Here is a 19,631-nt window from a genome sequence, read left to right as displayed (position 1 = left end):
ACATACTATGAATGATAGTTTAAGCAATACACGCTACTAATAGCAAACTATTAATTTTATGAAGATGAAACGGCTATCGCCATTCTTTGGCGGCGCGGCGCATTTCATTCGAGCAATATAGAGAATGTATGACCTAAGGATATACTCTCCTATATTTTTAAAAAAGAAACAAGTTTACTTCATAACAAATCGGTTTAACTATACTATATTCCATTATACGAATGTGTGACTTAATTTCCAAGCGCGTTACGCCTAATCCAGTCTTTGAATCGGGCCGCTTCTCTGCTCAAAAAAAAGAAAAGAGAGCCATAGCCCTCTTTTCCTACAACCCCAAAAACAAGAAATGCTTTGTTAAGCTCCTTCTTCAATCGCAACTTCTTCTGCTGCACGCTCATATTCAGCGAGAACAGCAGCCTGGATTTTCTCCCGGGTGGTTGAAGAGATCGGATGAGCGATATCCCGAAATTCTCCATCCGGAGTACGTTTGCTTGGCATTGCAACGAACATACCATTGTTTCCGTCGATGACACGAATATCGTGAACAACGAATTCATTATCAATAGTAATGGATGCGATCGCCTTCATACGCCCTTCGGAATTTACACGGCGGAGTCTGACATCAGTAATTTGCACTTGTGTTCACCACCTTTGTCTATCAGAGACTTGGTGTATACTTCCACGTTTTTGTGCCAATTCCTTCTACATTTTTGGTAAAATCATGCTCTATTTAAAATATTTTTTTGTATTTGAATCTTTTTCGTTTTCATTCGACAATTGTCGATGCAATGACCTCTATTTCGACAAGAACATCCTTTGGCAGCCTCGCAACCTCAACGGCTGAACGGGCTGGTTTATGCTCTCCGAAATAAGAAGAATAGATGCCGTTTACTGTCGCAAATTGATTCATGTCTTTCATAAAGACCGTTGCTTTTACAACATCCTGAAAGCTGGCACCAGCAGCCTCAAGCACGGCATCCAAATTGCGAAACACTTGATGGGTTTGCTCCTCAATACCGCCTTCGACAAGCTGCCCTGCCGCATCGAGCGGAATTTGTCCCGAAGTAAATAATAATCCTCCAAGCTTGATTGCTTGCGAATATGGTCCAATTGCTGCAGGAGCTTTGTCCGTAGCAATTACTTGAAGCTGCTGCTTCGTTGTCATTATGGTCCCAGCCTCTCTTAACAAGATGTGGTCGGCCTCAGATACGACCCACTATGCTTTAAAATAATTGCCCGGTACGACGGTCGTTTGCTTCGTCTTCATATCAACAGCCGTAAGCTTGGCAAGCGACACATAATCCTCAAGAAGCCGCTCCTCCAGCTCTACTTCGCCAGATTCAACAAAAACGCCTACGCCTGCTACCGTGGCCTTGAATTCAAACAGCAAATCCATCATGCCCTGAATCGTTCCGCCAGCCTTCATGAAGTCGTCAATAATTAAAACACGCGATTGCTCCTTAAGCGCCCTGCGAGCCAATGACATTGTCTGAATGCGTTTCGTTGAGCCAGACACATAGTTGATGCTTACTGCCGAGCCCTCGGTCACTTTATTATCCCGACGTACAATGACTACCGGTATATTCAAACAAGAAGCCGTTGCATACGCAAGCGGTATCCCCTTCGTTTCTACCGTCATAATGACGTCGATCTTCCGATCTGCGAACGCGGTCGCAAACATTCTGCCGACATCCGCCAGCAGCTCCGGTTGTCCTAGCATATCCGTTATATACAAATAACCGCCGGGAAGAACCCTCTCAGGCTGCTCTAACTGGCGGCATATGCTCGTCATAATGGTAAGAGCCGTCGTTTCTTGCATCTTGGGCGTATACTTGACTCCGCCTGCAGCTCCCGCATGTGTATGAAGCTCACCAATGCCTTCTTCCTCAAACACTTCTTTAATAATCGCTAGGTCCTCACTAATTGAAGACTTTGCCGATTGATATCGATCAGCAAATGCTGTAAGTGAAATTAACGTGTGGGGTCGACTTAACAGGTATTGGGTCATTTCTACCAACCGCGAGCTCCGTTTCAACTTCTTCAAACACATCTCCCCCCACTAAATCCGAATAATATAATGTCAATATAACATTTTTATACGGATTTAATCAAGAAGAACGTCAGTCTTATGTTAGCATTCTTACCACATAGACTTCTTTACAGAAGCCCCGGAGCCCATTATAAATGCGGGGGAGCTTGGCTTCCTTCGATACGAGACCGAATACGGTTGGTCCGCTTCCGGACATGAGAACCCCGTCGGCTCCTAGACGGATCATGCTTTCCTTCAACTGCATAACTTCCGGGTATACGTCGAGCGTAACCTTCTCCAGCACGTTGCCAAGCCCATCACAAATATCTGTAAATGAACCTCGCTCAAGTGCGCTGACCATATTAGAGATCGATGGATGCTCTTTGAGCTCGTTTGCCCGGAATCTCCCGTACACATCAGCCGTCGATACGTTAATTGGCGGCTTCGCTAGAACCACCCAACATTGAGGCGGATTGGCGATATGCTCAAGCTTCTCTCCACGGCCGCGGGCGATAGCTGTGCCTCCTGTCACACAGAAAGGAACATCAGAGCCTAGCTCAGCTCCAAGCGTGCACAACTCGTCCTCAGGGATCTGCAGCTTCCAAAGCCGATTAAGGCCTCTCAGCGCAGCCGCAGCATCGCTGCTGCCGCCAGCAAGTCCTGCTGCGACCGGAATTTTCTTGTCCAAGTGAATATAAACGCCTTGCTTCACATGATAACGCTCTTTAATAAGCCTGGCCGCTTGGAATGCCAGGTTCTTCTCGTCTAACGGTATGTAACCAACCTGACTTGAAATAATAATCGTATCTCTAGGGAGCTCTTCCATTTCAAGACGGTCGGCAAGGTCAACCATAGTCATAATCATTTCCACCTCATGGTAGCCATCATCACGCTTGCGGAGTACGTCGAGCAATAAATTAATTTTGGCAGGAGCTTTTTCATAAATTTTCATCCGATAAGTTCACCCGTTCGTTCGTAAGCTTAAGCATCATTATATCAAACCAACGCAATAAAAGCTAAGAGATGACAAACCGATCATTTTCGGCTGTCATCTTCTTAGCTTTTATGTACTGAACATGGCATGACTATTACGGCTGATTTGATTTAGCTGCAGCCTGTTCCGCCAGCTGTATCGCGCGTTTCACCATATTGCCAGCATCCTTCGCGCGTATACCGCCCCAGCCTTCCTGCTGCACCGTATCATAAAATCCAAGATCCTTGGCCAGCTCGTATTTCAACTGCTCTGACATGATCCCCCGTCTTCTGCGTCCCATCTTCATGACCTCCGAATCCAATTTTACATTGATTAAGCATATACGGCTGTTACTATTGCATAGATAGTATGCTTCAACCGGTATTGGACCATACATCAAACGAACGCCAGAGCAAATACATAAGCAGCCACTTCATCTCTATATATGCAAAAACAAAAAAAGAGCGCAGAAATCTCTGCGCTCACATGCCTGACTAGGCTATATATCATCTAATGTTGCAAATGGGCGATACGGACTTGACCTTCATCATTGCATACGGTCACTTCTACCGACTCAGTCAGTATATCCGCATAGCTGTATGAAACGCGCTTGAAAGCGTGTTGCTCTTCATCCAGCTTGACAATGAAAACAGAAGGGTAGGTTTCTTCCAACGTACCGGTTCGTTCGATGGTCTTTCGTCGGCCACCGTTCGCTCGAAGACGGATTTTGGAGCCAACATGAGCTTCCAAACTGCGTTTAATATCCAATAGCGCATTTTTTGCCATTGTCCACTACCACCTCTTTCCTTGTCCATTATAACCAAAAAGAGGAGGTTTGTCAAACAAAGCAAAATATTATATCAGCCGGAATATTTACTTGTCAACGGTGAATTCACCCATTTTTTAAAAAACCATGCATAAGCGAGCAAATTATATACATATTAAGAAGTTGCTTCAAAATAAAAGCACAAATTGAAGCTGAAAAAGCAATTTTTTATGTCTTTTCATTTTTACTTCTTATCATCCAGTCAGCTCTAAAATGGCTTATTGCTTCAATACGGAGGAGGATGAAGTTATCTTGGGCTTAGGCAAACCTACCCTGAAGCGGCCCATCGTCTCAATGCCTCCTACGCCGTCTATACCGCTTATTGTGCCGTGTATAACATCAGCCAAGTTAATCGTATCCTTGATCGACGTATAGCTTGCTTTGATGGCTATATAAACAGGATCGAGCGCATGAATCAATATGCGGCCAGGTGAGCTTGCAAAGTTGGACCCTACCTGCAGCAGCGCTTCAAAATGGGACTGGCAGGCTCCGGCTATGACGATCAGGCCGTCGCGATTTTTTTCGTAATCACGGGCAACGCGAACCGCATTAACGAAATGCTGCGAGTTTTTGTAGCTGCTGAGACTGTAGAGATCCATTTGCGCACGATTCTTCAAGACACCGTCATGACCGGTAATGACGACAATATCTGGTTGAATCTGCGGAAGCAGTCGGTAGAGCACATCAGCCATTTGGGATTCATGTACATGAAGTCCATGAGAAGGAACATGCATCGTGTTATACAATTGCATGCTCTTTTTCAAATAATTACCATCCCCATCAAGATGAAGTACCTTTCCGGGCACCTCAAAAAATGGCTGGCTCTGCTGCAACGCATGCCGAATACTATCCTCATTTTCCATGGCTTGACGTTCGCGCTCCGAATGCATGCGTTTCAATGAATCATTCACTTTAATTCGAACTTGCTGCACCGCTCTTGTCGATTCTGGGTCGCTTACAACCGACAGATCAGGAATCGGAGCATCCGCAAGCAATCGGTAGTCCGTGCCCTTCAGAACGGCAGTATGTGTACGAACATCTTCAACCTTGAATAGCACGTCACCGCCATACGATTTGCGGACGACCAGGTCCCCTTGCTTCATGGGTAAATCACCTCTTCGTCTATCCTATGGGCATGAGGCGAGAAAGGTGAGTATTTTATGCCGGAACCGCCTAAGCGCCCCAGCCTGCTTCTAGCATGCTGCGGCTAATGCGCGCGAATTCCTCAAGCGAAAGTGTCTCCCCCCGCCTGATTGGGTCTATGTCGTTCTTATGAAGCATCTCTGTTAATGCTTCACGACGCTCCTTACCTACGAAAGCAGTAAGATTGTTCGCTAATGTTTTCCGACGCTGTGCGAAGCTCGCTTGCACGACACGGAAAAAATGATCCTCGTCCGGCACATCAACCGCCGGCTTATCACGCAAGGATAACTTAATAACAGCTGAATCCACATTCGGTTGTGGAATAAATACCGTATGAGGCACCATACAGACCAGCTTAGGCACGCAATAGTACTGAACGGCAACGCTAAGACTGCCGTACTCCTTGCCGCCTGGCTTCGCTGCCATACGCTCGGCTACTTCCTTCTGGATCATAACAACAATATGCTCAAGCGGCAGACGCTCCTCAAGCAGCTTCATTAGAATCGGCGTCGTAACATAATAAGGCAGGTTAGCAACGACACTCACGCCAGACACCCCGGCAAATTGCTCCTCCAACAGCTGTTTCAGGTCCAGCTTAAGTACGTCGCCATGAATGACCGTCGTCTGCTCCTGATCAGCCAGAACCTCTTTGAGTATTGGAATTAAGCGATTATCGATTTCTACAGCCGTAACCTTGCCAGCTGCCTGTGCAAGCCGCTGTGTGAGCGCACCGATGCCTGGTCCAATCTCCAGCGCTCCCTTTGTCTCATCAAGTTCCGCAGCTGCAACGATATTATTAAGTATGTTCTGATCGATCAGAAAATTTTGACCTAAACTTTTCTTGAAAGAGAAGCCATACTTCGCAATAATCTCTTTGGTACGCTTGGGCGTACCCACTTCTATTTTAGCCGGCTTATCCTTGCTTTGCTGCTCTATATGCTCTTGACTGCTCATTAAGCTATCCCTCCAGTTCCTTTTCCATCTGCCGATAAGCCTCAGTAAATTCAGCCTTGCTAATACGGAAGCTTGTACAACGCTTATAGAACTGCTTGCCGTTCGCATACCCGATACCGAGCAGCTTCCCCATGACAAGTCTTCGATTTGATGCTTCCGGATGTACAATCAGGCCAGCACCCATTAAGTCTTCCCAGCTGATCTCTCCCGCTTCATCCGCCGTTTCCGTCCGAAGCTCCGAGAGCGCTGTGCGTATGGCTTCGGGACTAGCATTCTCAATCCCGATGTCCCCTTTATACAAAGCTTTCTCTTGAGGCAAAAAAGCATGCTTGCAGCCAGGCGCGTGACGCGCCACGATTTTACGAATGCGTTCCCCCGCATGGTCAGGATCGGTAAAGATGATTACGCCCCGGCGTTCATTCGCCAGCGCAATTCTCCTTAGCACATCCTCGCCGATGGCCGAGCCATTCGTCTCTATGGTGTCCGCGGCTACCGCCCGTTTTATCGCTACCGTATCATCTTTTCCTTCTACGACAATGATCTCTTTGATCATCAAGACCATTCCCTTCATCTTATGAACTATTATCCCCGCAAACATGCAAAAAGAAGAGGCGTTGCCTCTCCTTATGATGGCATATTTAATTAAAAATTACGATAAGATGATGGTAACCCCATTCATCAGCTGGCCGTTGGCTTATTAGGCCCTAACACATATACCGTAAAGCCTTTCTTGCGGCCAAACTTATTTGCAGTTTTGTTGCTATCAAAGTAAACATCGATTTTATTTCCCTTTATCGCACTGCCTGTATCTTCAGCACGACGGAAACCGATTCCTTCAATATAAACCCACCAGCCTATCGGGATAATCTTGGGATCAACCGCTATGGTTCGTCCCTCTTTCACCCTGACACCTGATGCGGTAATACCATAATCCGGATGATCTTCATCTTTGCCAGTCGAAGCGACACCTGCCGAATAAGCCGTCAGCGTGACGTTCTTAAGTACGGACTTCGCCTTAAACGATACACCGCTCTTCGTGAGCGTTGAAACGCTTGGGCTTTTGCTCGAGAGCACAGTTACTTTAGGCTCAGCCTTCTTCGTTCCGATCGCAACGACCTGATCAACCGCGGCTGTCTCGACCACTTTGCTGACCATCTTCTTCGAAATAAGAATTCCGTCCTCATACTGCTTCTCGATATGTTCGACAATGAGTCCTTCTTTACCGGTTTGCACGAGCTTTTCCTTGCCCGCTTCCAAATTAGGATCTTGTTTCTTCACGATAGAGTACGGCATGGTACGCTCGGTTTCAGACACTTTGGTGTCTACGCGCACGACCGTTACCGTTACTTCCGTATCAACTACCGTTTCAAGCGGAGGCATTACTTTATCTTGTTTACGAACTGGAATATTTAATTCCTCGATCGCTGCCTGCACTGTTCTCTCTGTCGTGTACACAGTAGAGGTCTTGCCATCAGCTTTCACAATTACCGGTACCGCATGAGTGACCTCAATACGATCTCCGTCCTTTATTGCCGCATTAAGCGGTATGGACACCTCATCATGTGGTCCAATTGCGATAGCTTGTTCATCCAGTAGGCGTTGCAGGACCCATTGTTTTGTTTCAACAACGGTTTCTTGTCCGTTCACTACTACGGAGACGCTTTTGACAGCCGTTCCGTACAACAACACCAAAAACATGAAAGTCATAGCGATTGAGATAGTAGCACTCAAAAGAATCAAACGCAAGTTTTCACGCTTCCATCGCAATGCGAAAGACATGCTGGATGATCGTTTCCCATGGGTGTCCTTAACCTGGAGTATTCCCACTTCATCGGTCCTCCTTCATAGCCCCGCCGCCAAGTGTTACGCATGATACAACTGACGCGACTATAGTATATTGGCGTGCAAGCACGCAATCCAGTACTGCTATCGATCCTCCCACCTCCATCTTTTATCCCTATGTCGACAAATTCCCGATTATTCGAAAATAAAAAGAAGCCGTCGACAGAGGATCTGTTTCGTGGCTTCCCGGTCATTAACTACACTGGGATACAGAAAAATGGATGCACGAGGTTGATCACTCTCTATAAACGCTTACGAGGTTAGCTGACGGATTCGGGCAAGAGAGTCGCCCTATTCGAAATGCAATGCTCATGGCAAAGCTTCCGAAATTCACCCCTGAAGAATTTCAAAATACGGTGCGAAAACCCGTATTCGGTTCCCCCGCTCTCCAACTGGAGATTAAGCGTAAACTGGAAATCCAATACAAAAATTTAATGCTCTGAGATGAATCATACCCTCATACGAGGTCAATTGTAAAGATACGATAAAAGACGATTTAAGCGAAAAAGGTGGATAAAGACGGAAAAAATAAGCGATATTCGCTATAAAAATTAGTTTTTACGCGATAAAGGTCTGCCATTCTCTTCATTTCTCTCGATTTCAGACAATACCAAAACATTTTTTTCCGTTTTCGGTCGTAATTGCGCCTATTTCTTCGACGGTTTTGCCTAATAATTCGGCTGCTGTCTCTGCAACCCGAAGCACATAAGCGGACTCATTTCGCTTCCCTCGGAATGGATGAGGAGCCAAATATGGGGCATCGGTTTCGATCAAAATTCGGTCCAGCGGAACCTGCTTGAGAACCTCTTTGGAAACCCTTGCATTTTGGAAAGTGACCGGCCCTCCAAATGAGATATAGAAGTTCATATCCAAACATTGCTTGGCGGTTTCGTAACTGCCCGAGAAGCAGTGCATAACCCCTCCAACCTCTGCTGCATTTTCCTCCTGAAGAATTCGGATAACATCCTCATGCGCTTCTCGATTATGGATAACAATGGGTTTTCCTACCTTGCGTGCAAGTCGGATTTGCTCCCGGAATACTCGCTGCTGAACATCCTTTGGGGAAGTGTCCCAGTGGTAGTCCAACCCAATCTCGCCTATGGCCACCACTTTTTCATGCGCGCAAAGCCGCTCAATCCACGCCAAATCCTCCGGCAGCATGTCGATGCTGTCCACCGGATGCCAGCCAACTGCTGCATAGATAAAATCATACTTCTCGGCTAGCTCCATTGTCGTCGGAATCGTCTCACGATTAAAACCTATATTCACGAGCATGTGAACGCCTGCATCTTTTGCACGCTGAATTACTGCTTCCCGGTCTTCGTCAAACTTGTATGAATCTAAATGGGTGTGTGTATCAAATAGTAATGTCATATTGATGTAAGGCTCCTTTAGTTCAATTTGAATATTTTTTTTATTTTTTCGGATAACAGATGAATATTTTTTTTGAGCGGCTCTTCCGGATAATACAAGTGATATTCCCCTTGATGGAGGCCCGTAATCGAGCGAACAATGTCGGATTTGGCAGATATTTCGCTTACTTCGTCCTGCCCGTCTAACAACAAAATCGGCGCTTTTTCTTGCTTTTCTCCCTCTTTTTTGTCGGGACGGTACACGTCATATGGCAGATCAAACGGGAAATCGATTTCCATATGATACTCCGGTTCCATTCCTATAGAAGAAAAGCAATCACTGATCTCATTTAACTGTGCTTCGTCGGGGTTATCGATTGTTATGTACTTATATAAACGACGGTTTAGAAAACGGTCGCAAAGATCGCTTAGCAGCATATCCTTCTCGTCCGCCCATTGCATGAAAGCCGTCTGTACAAGCGCTTCATCCAGCTTCAAATAATCCTTCACCGTCATCGTATTATGAAGCAGCCCTTTAACGGAAGCCGGCATCCACTCGAAAACATAGCCACCCACATAAAGCTCCTGCGCTCTACGAAATATTTGACGTAGAATGATTTCCGAGCTTCTCGTAACCGGATGGAAGTAAATCTGCCAATACATCTGATAACGGGACATCAAATAATGCTCAACGGCATGCATCCCGCTCTCTTTGACTACAATTTGCCCTTTATAAGGACGCAATACACGCAATATGCGTTCTAAATCAAAGGTTCCATAGTTTACGCCTGTAAAATAAGCGTCTCTTAGCAAATAATCCATGCGGTCTGCATCCATTTGGCTTGAAATAAGGCTTACGACGATCGGTTTCGGATAGTTTTTCTGAATAACTGCAGCTACCTGTGCAGGGAACTGCTCGGAAACATTGCGCAATACCTGGTTGATTTCCGTATCCTCTAAAATGATTTTACAGGTCCACTCTTCATGATCCGTGTCGAATACTTCTTCTAAGGAATGGGAGAATGGTCCGTGACCGACATCATGCAGGAGCGCTGCGCAAAGCGAAACCAGCCTTTCTTCCGCTGGCCAATCCGGATAGCCGTTGCGTTCGAATTGGGATATGATTTTACGCGTGATTTCGTACACGCCTAGCGAGTGGGAAAACCGGCTGTGCTCTGCCCCATGGAAGGTCAAATAGGAGGTCCCTAATTGACGTATTCTGCGCAAACGCTGAAACTCTTTCGTATTAATTAAATCCCAAATGGTCTGGTCCTGCACATAAATGTAATGATGGACAGGGTCCTTAAAAACTTTCTCTTCGGTCAGCTGCTGCTTCATTGTCTCTCATCTCCTTTGTTCATATTTTCGACACATTAAGTGAATCTATTGTCGAATAGTGTCGTAATTTAGTTTCCAAAATGTCGAAGCTGTTGTATTCTATTACAGAGTAATATGACCCTTGTAACTAGTCAAATACTTATCCCAACGGCTATTATGAGCAATTTTCTTAGTTGACTATTATGGTAATCGTTGGTATTATAGTAATACTAAAAGTAAAAAGTATGTCGAACGATGACGAAACACATTTTGAGAGGGGCAATAATAGATTATGATGAAATCTACTGGTATTGTTCGTAAGGTTGATGAGCTGGGACGCGTCGTTATACCAATCGAATTGCGCCGTACACTAGGTATTGGCGAAAAAGATGCTCTTGAGATCTACGTAGACGGCGAGCGCATTATGCTCAAAAAATACGAGCCTGCATGTATCTTCTGCGGCAACGCAGAGAACGTATCTTACTTCAAAGGTAAAATTGTTTGCCACATTTGTTTATCAGAAATGCCAACACCTGTGACAAAATAAAAAAAATCGGTTATACTATATTTATCAACTTGTTAATTCTAACCTTTTTTATACTCCTTGATGCCTTCCTGCGCTTGAACCCGGCCAGGAAGGTCTTTTTTTGTCCATTTTTTGGGGTCCAAGCGACTTGATTATCTATTTACTTCATTATATACATCCCGCTTCGGCAGTCCGCGATCTACCGCAACCAATTTGATTGCTTCCTTCCGGTCATATTGCTCTTCGTAATGGGCCACATGTGCGGCGAGGTCAAGCTCAGACCACCATATCGCTGCAGTTGGCTGCTCACTTGCCCCGATTCCGTCCGAACCTTCCACAACGATACAAAATTCACCCTGCGGCGGATGCTCTCCAAACCATTCCATGCATTCCGATACCCGCCCACGAATTGCTTCTTCATGGCGCTTTGTCAGCTCTCTTACACAAGCAATCGAACGGTCTCCCAGACACTCCTGCAATGCTTCAAGCGTTTTGGTTATACGATGAGGAGATTCATAAAAGAGAAGCGTCCCTTTTTGCGCTTGCAGTTCCTTTAGCCACTTCGTTAATGATTTTCGCTCACGGGGCGGAAAACCTGCAAATAAGAATCTCTCCGTCGGCAAACCTGACATAATGAGGGCGGATAATGCGGCATTCGCACCGGGAATCGGAATAACGGGGATATTCTGCTCGACGGCATCTCTTACGAGATCAGCTCCGGGATCAGATATAGCAGGAAGACCAGCATCGCTGACAAGTGCAATCGATTGCCCTTCAAGCAGCAGACGAATCAGCTCAGGACCGCTGGCGCGCTTGTTGTGCTCATGATAGCTGACAATACGGGTCCCAATTTCAAAATGGGTAAGCAGCTTGCGCGTCTGCCTTGTATCCTCAGCCGCGATGAGCTGGACTTCCTTTAGCGTTCGTATCGCACGAAAGGTCATATCCTCCAAATTTCCGATAGGCGTGGCAACTAGATAAAGGCTGCCAGAGTTTTCTTTGGCAGCTTCGGAGAAGCTTTTTTGTATATTCAAACGATCTGCACCCCATTCTCATACACCATAATAGGCGGAAGAAGCTTAATATCAGGCTTTCCATCCCGCATGGCTTCTATTAGTACCATATTTGCCTCTGCGTTCGCATGAGGATGAACAAATTGAATTCGCTTTGGCTCCAGCCTCCATTTTCGCATCGTTTCCACGATATCAAGCAAGCGTGACGGCCGATGAACCATGGACACCTTGCCTCCTGGCCGGACAAGCCGTGAGCAAGCCTCTGCTACATCCTCCAGCGTGCAATGAATTTCATGTCTAGCTATCGCATAATGCTCATTTTCATTCTGCTCTCCTGCCGTGACTGGCATATAAGGCGGATTAACGGTTATTGCATCATAAACACCATTACCCGCTTGCTTCGGGTACAATTTTAAATCCTGCTCTATAATCGTAATCTGATCCTCAAGCTGATTAAGAGCCACGCTTCTTCTAGCCATATCTGCCAATCGCGGCTGAATTTCAACGGCATCTATTTTTGCGTTAGTTCGAGTAGTAAGCAGCATCGGAATGACCCCGTTGCCTGTACATAAATCTGCAATCCGCCCGTGCTTGGGCACACTGGCAAACCTCGAGAGCAGAACAGCATCAAGCGAGAAGCTGAATACCTCCCGGCTTTGTATAATTTTTAAGCCTGATTCCGTCATTAAATCATCAAGCCGTTCATTCGCTGCTAAAATGGTTTGTTCAGACACGTTTTAAGCCGCTCCTTTATTCTTGTTCAGTATTCATTGCTTATGATAGTATGGCGAAATGATATACTTTTCTATTTTTCCAGAAAGGGCTGTTGCCATAAGAGGACGTTAGCAGCCTTTTACGCTTATATGCTGGGCTAATAAAAATACCGCCCTTTGCGGCAAGGACGGCATGTCGATACGGATTCCACTATTTATTTAGAAAGGATAGACAGAATAAACAGTCGCCCTCCGTCCGCAAATGCCCGTAATATACGTTGCAAATGTGGAATCCTTCATGGTACAGCCGGGTCAGATTATCATGGCCTTCCCCGATAGCAACGCCCGAATCTACAAAGGCGTTGTCCGTAAGAACCGGAACCTCTTGACTGGCTTCCGACTTCTTGTTCTTGGCTGGTGTTTTGACTGCTGCACGCTCCAGCTCTGCTTCTCTCTTAAACAACTGACGCAGCTGGTTGTTCTCTTCAGTTAGTCGCTTATTATCCTCTAGCAGCTCTTTTACCTTCTGCTTCAAGTCCGTAAGCTCTTTATGAAAGACACCTACTTGATTGTCCAGCTCGTCCATTTTCGCGAAAATATTGTTCTTCTCCAAGTTCCCACCCCAGAGCTTCAAGCGTGAGTGTAACCTCACCCGTGAGAATCGCACTCTGCCGCTTATTTGATGACGACATCATCCATCGACAGTTCTTTCGGTTTACCTGGTGTATCAAATAATTGCACATACACACTCTTGGTGGATGTGTTAATACCCGTAACTTTACCTTCTCCGTAGGAGGTGACAACGAATTTGCCGATCGCCGGCAATTCTTCACGAATGCTTTCGTAGTTGTCATGCTCGTACTTCAGGCAGCACATGAGACGGCCGCATAATCCGGATATCTTCGTCGGATTAAGCGATAGGTTCTGATCCTTGGCCATTTTAATAGATACAGGCTCGAAGTCACCCAGCCAGGAGGAACAGCACAACACTCTGCCGCAGGGGCCAATGCCGCCCAGCATCTTCGCTTCGTCTCGAACGCCAATTTGTCTGAGCTCGATTCTAGTGCGAAACACGCTAGCGAGATCCTTAACAAGCTCCCGGAAATCGACACGTCCTTCTGCGGTAAAGTAAAAAATAATTTTATTGCGGTCAAACGTAAATTCAACGTCAACCAGCTTCATGCGGAGCTGATGACCCTTAATTTTTTCAAGACAAGTGGAGAACGCGTTTTTGGCTGCTGCACGATTCTCGTCGACGACTTTCGCGTCGACATCGCTTGCAATGCGAATCACTTTCTTAAGAGGAAGAACGACATCCGATTCACCGACTTGCTTCTGTCCCACCACCACTTTACCGTATTCGATCCCACGGGCGGTTTCAACAATAACATGTTGCTCCTTATCCACGGGGTGCTCGACCGGATCAAAGTAATAGATCTTGCCCGCTTTCTTGAAGCGGACACCGATGACATTATACAAGAATTAGCCCTCCTGTAAGTTTACCAATAGTTGCTCAAATGCGAGCTGAGGCGTAACGTTTGCGCGCATACGTTTACTTGCTTCGAGCGTATGCTCTATGCAGGACACCCAGCCTGCGATCGATCGATTAAACGCATGCTTGCTTATCCATTCCAACTGATCTATAAAAACGATGTTGTCCTGCCTTCCGGCCTGGAACTGTATCAAATCTTTAAACCATATAACTAATAACGACAACAGCAATTGAATATGCTCCACTAAATCTGTTTTAAAAAGCTGTTGTCCAGCAGTGATCATCGCCGCGGTGAATCGGGTCAAACTCTCCTTGCCTAATTGTATCACTAGGGTTCTGATTTCTGCAAACTGATTCTGCTGGAGAAATTGTCTTGCACCATCCAGTCCGGATGTTAATTGCACAACCGTCCTCGCTAATGTAGAGGGCGCACCCTCATTAATCAAGACCTGCAGCATACTTTCTGGTGACATTGGCAAGAAAGGAACCCACTGCGTTCGAGAACGGATAGTGGGCAACACGGCTTGTCCATTATCCGTAATCAATATGGCCACAACTGGCGATAACGGCTCTTCCAGAAATTTAAGCAGGCTGTTTGCCGCTTGCAGCGTCATTTTGTCTGCTTTTTCAATCATGTAGACCTTGCGCTTGGTGCCGCTGTTCCGATATGAAAAATCCTTTTGGAGTTCGCGAATTTGGTCGATTTTGATCGATTGGCCATCTGGAACAATCACGGTCAAATCCGTTTGATTGCCATGCTCAAACTTTCTGCACTCCAGACACTCGCCACAAGCTTCAGAACCGTCTGCCGTACAGAACAATGCCTTCGCAAATTCACGTGCCATTGCCATGCGCCCTGTTCCTGATGGGCCGTTAAACAAATACGCGTGAGATACTTTGCCGCTCTCCAGCGCATGCTTCAATATCCGTTGTGCTTTCCATTGCCCTGTAATCTGTTCAAGGCTCATAGCCAATCCTAACCTTTCCCTGCCTGCTTCTTATTAAAATAACAGATTAATAAGAAGTCCCCTTATCTCGCCGATCTTGTTAAGCAAGTCAATTCTGCCCTGCTCACTGTCCAGCAAATCCTCGGCCATCGAGACGAGAGTCGCATCAATCTCATCTAGCAGTTTATATCTTTTAATACGTCCCCTACGGTCAAAGCCTTTGACTTCCTTCAGCACTACCCCGCGCCTGATTGTATCTTCCAGAAATTTCTTAATCATCTGGCGATAAATCTTCAGCTCGCGCACCGTCATCACTTTCGCCAAACGGTCACCTTGCCTATGAATATCCTGTAGCTTCTGCTGCAGTTGCTCCTGCGTGCGGTCAGCATCCTGTTGTACCATTACATCGGCGAAGCTTCTCGGCTGAATCTGTTTGGATTGGGTGTCATTGTTAGCCCGATTTTGTCCGAGAGGACGAAAGTTTTGGTCAATTTTCATCGTATGTCACGCCCATTCAGAAATGCTCAAATCGTTCGACTGGTATGACGAATACGGCTGCGCCGCCCACCTGCACTTCAACGGGGAACGGAATATAGGAATCCGTTGAGCCGCCCATCGGTGATACCGGGGTAACAAGCTGGTCTCGCACCTTGCAGTTTGCATTGATAACCTGTAGCACTTCGTGAACACGCTCATCTTCAATACCGATCATAAAAGTGGTATTTCCTGCTCTTAGAAATCCACCCGTACTTGCCAGCTTTGTTGCCCTGAAGCCTTCGCGTACAAGCGAATTTGACAATCTGTTGCTATCCTTATCTTGAATAACCGCGATTACTAATTTCATCTTCATTCCCCCTTGACTACTATTAGAATAGGTTATTGACTGAGTTCTCCTTGCATCATATCCATGGATGCTGTCTGTAGAGGTTCATCTTAGACAGCTGTGCAATCATGTATATCTTAAAGTTTGACATCGGTTGCAAAAAATCCTGCAAAACGCTCTTCAATAGCTGTTAAAACGTCAAGAAACACCAAATCTGGGCTTTGTTCCGCATTAACTAACACGATTCGCTCCGGATATTGCTTAAGCAGCAGTTGATAGCCTTCTCTTACTTTTTCATGAAAAGAATGCTTCTCAAGATCCAGCCGGTTAATTTCCCTATCCGATGCCTGCGCGATCCTGCTTAGGCCAACCTCAGGCGAAACATCCATATAAATCGTTAAATCAGGCATCAGCTCTTGAATGGCAAATTGGTTGATGGCCCACACTTCCTCCATGCCAAGCCCTCGTGCATGCCCCTGATAAGCTAAGCTGCTATCGACAAAACGATCACAAATAACAATTCGTCCTTGCTCTAAAGCTGGTACAACCTTTTCCACTAAATGCTGTCTTCTGGCAGCTGCATATAACAGTGCTTCAGTTCTAGCGTCCATGGCGATATGTTGACGATCTAATATGACGGAACGGATCTGTTCTGCAATCAGGATGCCTCCAGGCTCCCTCGTGGTCATGACCGATTTGCCCCTTTGATGCATCTTATTCGAAAGCAGCTCAATCAGTGTTGATTTGCCGGCTCCTTCGCCACCTTCTATTGTAATGAAAATGCCTTTATTCAAGCTGAAACTGCCCCTAACGTTTATGTTAACTATACTTTCTTCTATATTAACAAAGCGCTACCCCTTGTACAATGAAGATTTGCAGGAATAACTAAATCATGTCGGAAGATCCGCCTTTTCAGCAAATATAGATATTGTGGCTAAAGAAGGATCGATTGCACCTTGAAATTTAGCGCCTGCATCAGATAAATATTGAATATAATTAACCATGACAGCTGTGATTTTCTCTCCAGGGTATAGGATAGCGATTCCCGGCGGGTAAGGAGTTATCATTTCTGCTGACAGCCGGCCCTCAGCTAACTGTATAGGTATGCGTTGAATTGCTTTATTCTTAAACGCCGTCTTCTTAAATGAAACAGGCTGGACACTCGTCCATTCGAAGCCATCCGTCATGCTGTGTTGATCCAAACCTTTTGGCCATTGCTCCGTCCCTCGGCTGCTGTTGCTAATCGTTTCAATAGCTTGCTGAAGTTTATTGATATCCTGCATAGAGGTTTGGATGCCGAACACTAGAACGACATAAATCGGATCGGCCATCTCGGCAAAGCATCCATGCTGCTCCAGCAGCTTCTGGAGCTCGAATCCCGATCGTTGACCGCTGCTATCGTATAAGACAACTCGCAAAGGATCTACCTGCAGGACGGACGCAGTATCGGCATCGTATTGAGCTTCACACAAGGTTGTCCCCTGATTGCGCAGCCAGCTGCGGAAAGAACCAACCGCTCGCAAACTCTGATCGAACAGCGTTGGTCCTAAGGTGTCAATCATTGCTCGGGAAATATCAATTGAGGCAAGAATCGGAAACGAAGGACTTGAGCTTTGAATCATCGCTAACGATTCCCGTAAGCTATTAAGAGGAATTCGGTTTCCTTGCACGTGAAGAAGTGCTCCCATCGTCAAAGTGGGAAGTGTTTTATGAGCAGATTGTACAACAGCATCTACGCCTTCAGACAATGAAGAATTCGGAAACGCTTCATGAAACCCATAGTGCGCCCCATGAGCCTCATCGACTAAAATAGGCACGTTATAGCGGTGCGCTGCTTCAACATAAGAGCTTAAACTTACACCCATTCCGTAATAATTAGGATTGCTTAAAAAAACAGCCTTCGCCTCCGGATACGAAGCGAGCGCATCCTCTACCTGCCCTAAAGTAGGAACTAACGCCAAACCTGTTTCTTTATCTATACGAGGAGACAAGAACACCGCTTTAGCTCCTGAAAGCCTTAATCCGTTCAAAACTGATTTATGTACATTGCGCTGCACAATTACGATATCATCTGGCTCGCAGAGTGTTAGCAGCAGAGCAAGGTTGCCTGAGGTACTGCCTCCTACCAAAAAATAAGTCTCATCTGCACCAAATGTTTTGGCAGCTAGCTGCTGCGCTTCCTGTATAGACGCTTCAGGATGATGCAAATCATCTGTAGTGGAAAGCTCGGTGACATCTAGCTGCATTATTTTATGGAAATATTCAGAAGGATGCGCAGTTTGCTCATTTACGGGCAAGTCTAAGTTCATGGCTTGTCCGCTGTGATGCCCAGGCACATGAAATCCTACAGGCGCCTCAGCCACATGTTTCAACAGGGCTTCAAAAAGCGGCGCATAAAATGGCTCCATTAGAAAGTTCATTCCTTTCAAGTCTTCATCCAATCAATATTTCTATTGTAACCGAAACAAGCATAAAAAAAGAGCAACCTCTAAAGTCAGAAGCTGCTCAAGCGTTTTCTCCTAAAAAAATTTGCTTCATCTGATGAATGAAAAAAGGATATTTGGCGTCTTTCACATCGGTTCTTACCATTTCCTCTTCACAGGTCTCACAAATAAAACCGGATACAACGCGAATACCTTGCCCCTCGGCTTTTTGCTCGTTACAGATATTGCATTTATGCTCGTGATTATCGTTCATGACAATCCCCGCTTTCTGCTTTGATCCTATATAGCTATTATTATGACACATAGTCTATCTATTTATACTTGTTTCATAGCGTATTTCAAATATTTATATATCCTATGCGTCTTCTGGGCTTATGGTTACAACAGATACAAAATGTTTCACTGAAACTATGGACAGATAGCATACAAAAACCGATATAGTTAGGAAGAGCACCTGTATTCAATACGGAAGGACGTTCCAATATGCGCAACAAGTTGTCCGAACAACAAAATGCAACGATCTATCAATATCAATTAGTTAAACGAAAAATCATTCGTCCAGAGCTTATCCAAAGCCATTTGCTCATTGCAGCCATTTTGCTTGCATTTCAAGTGCTTATGTATCAAATCGACGGCTTGTTCTCCTGGCTCTTCGGTTTTGCGGTCGTTCAAATCATACATATTGCTATTATATTACTAACCTTTATCCGTGTAGATGAAGCAGCAGACCGAAAATGGATATGGCGAATTACACCTCCTTGGATTGGTTTTAAACCAGCCAACGACATTAAGCTCCAACTCTTCCGCCGCGTGCATCGCCATATGTTCTGGTTGGGCTTATGCTCTATCGCCTTACTGTACCCATGGATTAAAGAATCATTAATGATCAGTATTGTAAGCTGGCATCTATGGCTGCTGATTCCACGGTTGCTGCTCTCCTTCTCCTTCCGTAAAGAGCAGAAGGATGGCGTGTTACGGCTCCAATCCAGCGAAGCCTCTTATTACCGGCGCTAACAGAAAGGCCTTAGATGCTCTTTATGAGCTTCTAAGGCCTTTGGTATGACTTCATTGAATATAACAGCAATACATACAAAAAATAGCTTTAATATAAACAAAAAACCTATCGCATCACATGCGATAGGTCTCTCGTGCTTGGCGACGTCCTACTCTCCCAAGACCCTGCGGTCTAAGTACCATTGGCGCTGGAGGGCTTAACGGTCGTGTTCGGTATGGGAACGCG

General features: G+C 45.7%; 24 protein-coding genes, 1 rRNA gene and 1 riboswitch. Of the genes, 2 read left to right on the top strand and 23 right to left on the bottom strand.

What is annotated here, in order from left to right; all coding sequences use genetic code 11:
* Window positions 1–351: 351 nt before the first annotated feature.
* The 12 genes from spoVG to E0496_RS20610 form a co-directional block, all read right to left on the bottom strand.
* The gene (gene spoVG / locus E0496_RS20665; protein ID WP_028609566.1) at window positions 352–633 is read right to left on the bottom strand and encodes a septation regulator SpoVG; all 282 of its coding nucleotides are present in this window, start codon (window positions 631–633) and stop codon (window positions 352–354) included.
* A gap of 130 nt (window positions 634–763) precedes the next feature.
* Window positions 764–1,162: a RidA family protein gene (locus E0496_RS20660; RefSeq protein ID WP_141503716.1), complete on the bottom strand. Its 399-nt coding sequence runs from the start codon at window positions 1,160–1,162 to the stop codon at window positions 764–766.
* A gap of 51 nt (window positions 1,163–1,213) precedes the next feature.
* Complete coding sequence (purR, locus tag E0496_RS20655) at window positions 1,214–2,041, bottom strand: pur operon repressor (RefSeq protein ID WP_139991435.1); 828 nt, start codon at window positions 2,039–2,041, stop codon at window positions 1,214–1,216.
* An 82-nt stretch (window positions 2,042–2,123) separates the two neighbouring features.
* Entirely contained in the window at window positions 2,124–2,978 is an 855-nt protein-coding gene (ispE, locus tag E0496_RS20650; RefSeq protein ID WP_141503715.1) for a 4-(cytidine 5'-diphospho)-2-C-methyl-D-erythritol kinase, read from the bottom strand.
* Window positions 2,979–3,114: 136 nt separating this feature from the next.
* Window positions 3,115–3,300, bottom strand: a complete 186-nt coding sequence (locus E0496_RS20645) for a small, acid-soluble spore protein, alpha/beta type (protein ID WP_139991437.1) — start codon at window positions 3,298–3,300, stop codon at window positions 3,115–3,117.
* A 209-nt stretch (window positions 3,301–3,509) separates the two neighbouring features.
* A complete protein-coding gene (veg, locus tag E0496_RS20640; RefSeq protein ID WP_076338501.1) occupies window positions 3,510–3,785 on the bottom strand; it encodes a biofilm formation stimulator Veg in 276 nt (91 codons plus the stop codon).
* A 258-nt stretch (window positions 3,786–4,043) separates the two neighbouring features.
* The gene (gene yabG / locus E0496_RS20635; RefSeq protein WP_139991438.1) at window positions 4,044–4,928 is read right to left on the bottom strand and encodes a sporulation peptidase YabG; all 885 of its coding nucleotides are present in this window, start codon (window positions 4,926–4,928) and stop codon (window positions 4,044–4,046) included.
* 70 nt (window positions 4,929–4,998) lie between these two features.
* Window positions 4,999–5,922, bottom strand: a complete 924-nt coding sequence (rsmA, locus tag E0496_RS20630; protein WP_141503714.1) for a 16S rRNA (adenine(1518)-N(6)/adenine(1519)-N(6))-dimethyltransferase RsmA — start codon at window positions 5,920–5,922, stop codon at window positions 4,999–5,001.
* Between the two features lie 4 nt (window positions 5,923–5,926).
* Window positions 5,927–6,475, bottom strand: coding sequence for a ribonuclease M5 (rnmV, locus tag E0496_RS20625; RefSeq protein ID WP_141503766.1), 549 nt, complete (start codon window positions 6,473–6,475; stop codon window positions 5,927–5,929).
* A 125-nt stretch (window positions 6,476–6,600) separates the two neighbouring features.
* Complete coding sequence (locus E0496_RS20620) at window positions 6,601–7,749, bottom strand: 3D domain-containing protein (RefSeq protein WP_238403827.1); 1,149 nt, start codon at window positions 7,747–7,749, stop codon at window positions 6,601–6,603.
* A gap of 248 nt (window positions 7,750–7,997) precedes the next feature.
* Window positions 7,998–8,180, bottom strand: a riboswitch (cyclic di-AMP (ydaO/yuaA leader).
* A gap of 184 nt (window positions 8,181–8,364) precedes the next feature.
* Window positions 8,365–9,138, bottom strand: a complete 774-nt coding sequence (locus tag E0496_RS20615; protein ID WP_141503713.1) for a TatD family hydrolase — start codon at window positions 9,136–9,138, stop codon at window positions 8,365–8,367.
* A 17-nt stretch (window positions 9,139–9,155) separates the two neighbouring features.
* Entirely contained in the window at window positions 9,156–10,454 is a 1,299-nt protein-coding gene (locus E0496_RS20610) for an HD domain-containing protein (protein ID WP_141503712.1), read from the bottom strand.
* A gap of 271 nt (window positions 10,455–10,725) precedes the next feature.
* On the opposite strand from E0496_RS20610, the gene E0496_RS20605 reads away from it, so the two are divergent.
* The gene (locus tag E0496_RS20605) at window positions 10,726–10,980 is read left to right on the top strand and encodes an AbrB/MazE/SpoVT family DNA-binding domain-containing protein (protein WP_028609554.1); all 255 of its coding nucleotides are present in this window, start codon (window positions 10,726–10,728) and stop codon (window positions 10,978–10,980) included.
* Between the two features lie 131 nt (window positions 10,981–11,111).
* On the opposite strand, the gene rsmI is transcribed toward E0496_RS20605, so the two are convergent.
* From rsmI to E0496_RS20555, 10 genes are all read right to left on the bottom strand, one after another.
* A complete protein-coding gene (rsmI, locus tag E0496_RS20600; protein ID WP_141503711.1) occupies window positions 11,112–11,993 on the bottom strand; it encodes a 16S rRNA (cytidine(1402)-2'-O)-methyltransferase in 882 nt (293 codons plus the stop codon).
* On the bottom strand, window positions 11,990–12,658 hold the full coding sequence (locus E0496_RS20595; protein WP_141503765.1) for a tRNA1(Val) (adenine(37)-N6)-methyltransferase: 669 nt from the start codon (window positions 12,656–12,658) through the stop codon (window positions 11,990–11,992). Before E0496_RS20595 ends, rsmI begins: the two co-directional genes overlap by 4 nt.
* Window positions 12,659–12,896: 238 nt before the next feature.
* Entirely contained in the window at window positions 12,897–13,298 is a 402-nt protein-coding gene (locus E0496_RS20590; RefSeq protein ID WP_141503710.1) for an initiation-control protein YabA, read from the bottom strand.
* 62 nt (window positions 13,299–13,360) lie between these two features.
* On the bottom strand, window positions 13,361–14,164 hold the full coding sequence (locus E0496_RS20585) for a PSP1 domain-containing protein (protein WP_139991444.1): 804 nt from the start codon (window positions 14,162–14,164) through the stop codon (window positions 13,361–13,363).
* A 3-nt stretch (window positions 14,165–14,167) separates the two neighbouring features.
* Window positions 14,168–15,145, bottom strand: coding sequence for a DNA polymerase III subunit delta' (gene holB / locus E0496_RS20580; RefSeq protein ID WP_141503764.1), 978 nt, complete (start codon window positions 15,143–15,145; stop codon window positions 14,168–14,170).
* A 33-nt stretch (window positions 15,146–15,178) separates the two neighbouring features.
* A complete protein-coding gene (locus E0496_RS20575; protein ID WP_141503709.1) occupies window positions 15,179–15,622 on the bottom strand; it encodes a YaaR family protein in 444 nt (147 codons plus the stop codon).
* Window positions 15,623–15,638: 16 nt separating this feature from the next.
* Window positions 15,639–15,968, bottom strand: coding sequence for a cyclic-di-AMP receptor (locus E0496_RS20570; protein ID WP_141503708.1), 330 nt, complete (start codon window positions 15,966–15,968; stop codon window positions 15,639–15,641).
* A gap of 116 nt (window positions 15,969–16,084) precedes the next feature.
* Complete coding sequence (gene tmk / locus E0496_RS20565) at window positions 16,085–16,741, bottom strand: dTMP kinase (protein WP_141503707.1); 657 nt, start codon at window positions 16,739–16,741, stop codon at window positions 16,085–16,087.
* 96 nt (window positions 16,742–16,837) lie between these two features.
* On the bottom strand, window positions 16,838–18,388 hold the full coding sequence (locus E0496_RS20560; RefSeq protein WP_206669827.1) for an aminotransferase class I/II-fold pyridoxal phosphate-dependent enzyme: 1,551 nt from the start codon (window positions 18,386–18,388) through the stop codon (window positions 16,838–16,840).
* Between the two features lie 64 nt (window positions 18,389–18,452).
* Complete coding sequence (locus tag E0496_RS20555; RefSeq protein WP_141503705.1) at window positions 18,453–18,644, bottom strand: sigma factor G inhibitor Gin; 192 nt, start codon at window positions 18,642–18,644, stop codon at window positions 18,453–18,455.
* A 230-nt stretch (window positions 18,645–18,874) separates the two neighbouring features.
* Here E0496_RS20555 and E0496_RS20550 point away from each other — a divergent pair, with 230 nt between their 5' ends.
* Window positions 18,875–19,405 carry a transposase gene (locus E0496_RS20550; protein WP_141503704.1) on the top strand — a complete coding sequence of 177 codons (531 nt, stop codon included), beginning with the start codon at window positions 18,875–18,877 and terminating at the stop codon, window positions 19,403–19,405.
* A gap of 136 nt (window positions 19,406–19,541) precedes the next feature.
* Here E0496_RS20550 and rrf read toward each other — a convergent pair.
* A 5S ribosomal RNA gene (gene rrf / locus E0496_RS20545) occupies window positions 19,542–19,631 on the bottom strand; the annotation flags it as partial.

The organism is Paenibacillus luteus, from assembly GCF_006542765.1.
Classification (GTDB): Bacteria; Bacillota; Bacilli; order Paenibacillales; family Paenibacillaceae; genus Pristimantibacillus; species Pristimantibacillus luteus.
The sequence above is the reverse complement of the archived record's forward strand: the minus strand, read 5'-3'. Positions and strand labels throughout refer to the sequence as shown.